Genomic DNA, 1,200 nt, shown 5'->3' on the forward strand with positions numbered 1-1,200 from the left:
GTAGCCGATGGCGCCCAGTACTGCCTGCTCCTGTGTACTCGGTGCCTGCAGCAGGGCAAGGGCCTGGTCGCTGTGACAGGCGAATACCACCTTGTCGAAGCGCTCGGTGCCGGCAGCGCTGTGCAGGGTCACCCCATCCTGGTCTCGGTCGACCCGGTGAACCTTGCAGTCAAGCCGTACCTGTTCGGCAAACCGCCGGCTCAGCGGGCCGATATAGCTGCGTGAACCACCTTCGATCACCCGCCATTGCGGCCGCTGATTGACCGACAGCAGGCCGTGGTTGCGGCAAAAGCGCACGAAGAACTGCAAAGGAAAAGCCAGCATGTCGGCCCGGGACATCGACCAGATCGCCGAGCCCATGGGCACCACGTAGTGATCGACAAAACGTTGCCCGTAGCCTTGCGCCTGAAGATAGCTGCCCAGCGTGGTGTGATCGTCTATGCGCCCTGCATCCAGGTCGGCGATAGCCTGCCGGTTGAAGCGCAGGATTTCGCGCAGCATCCCCCAGAAACCCGGTGACAGCAGGTTGCTGCGTTGTGCGAACAGGGTGTCGAGGCTATGACCGTTGTATTCCAGGCCGCTGAGTGGGTCGTTTACGGAGAAGCTCATCTGCGTGGGTTGTGAGCCCACATCCAGTTGCTCGAGCAAACGAATGAAGTTCGGGTAGGTCCAGTCGTTGAACACGATGAAGCCAGTATCGATGGCATAGCGCTCGCCTGCCCAGTCCACGTCCACGGTGTGGGTGTGGCCGCCGACCCAGCTCGCGGCTTCGAACACCGTGACCGCGTGGCGACGGGAGAGCAGGTAGGCACAGGTGAGGCCGGCAATGCCGCTTCCAATAATGGCGATGCGCATGGGTCAGTCCTGTTCGTGGCGGGCCAAGCGCAGGCCCAGGGCCAGGCGCAGACGCGGGGGCAGGGCCCCGAGCACGCGCAGGCCCCAGGTGAAAAGGCTCGGGAAGTTGATTTCAAGCGGGCGCCGGGGCAAGCGCTTGGCAATATGTTGTGCCGCGCGCTCGGCAGACCACAGTTGCGGCATGGGGAAGTCGTTGCGGCGGGTCAACGGCGTATCGACAAAGCCCGGGCTGACCAACGTCACGTCGATACCCTCGCGTGCCAGGTCGATCCGCTGCGACTCCACCAGGTAGCGCACGGCTGCCTTGGACGCCCCGTAGGCTCCGGCACGGGGCAAGGCCAGCCA

At 63.9% G+C, this 1,200-nt stretch carries 2 protein-coding genes; both read right to left on the reverse strand.

Translation table 11 applies throughout. The annotated features are described in order from the left end of the window. A partial coding sequence (locus APH30_RS27220) for an NAD(P)/FAD-dependent oxidoreductase (protein ID WP_054914255.1) occupies positions 1 to 855 on the reverse strand: 855 nt, incomplete at its 3' end. A gap of 3 nt (positions 856 to 858) precedes the next feature. Continuing rightward, on the reverse strand, positions 859 to 1,200 hold a 342-nt coding region (locus tag APH30_RS27225; RefSeq protein WP_156326752.1), incomplete at its 5' end, for an SDR family NAD(P)-dependent oxidoreductase.

The sequence above is a fragment of the Pseudomonas sp. NBRC 111127 genome (assembly GCF_001320345.1).
Lineage (GTDB): Bacteria > Pseudomonadota > Gammaproteobacteria > Pseudomonadales > Pseudomonadaceae > Aquipseudomonas > Aquipseudomonas juntendi.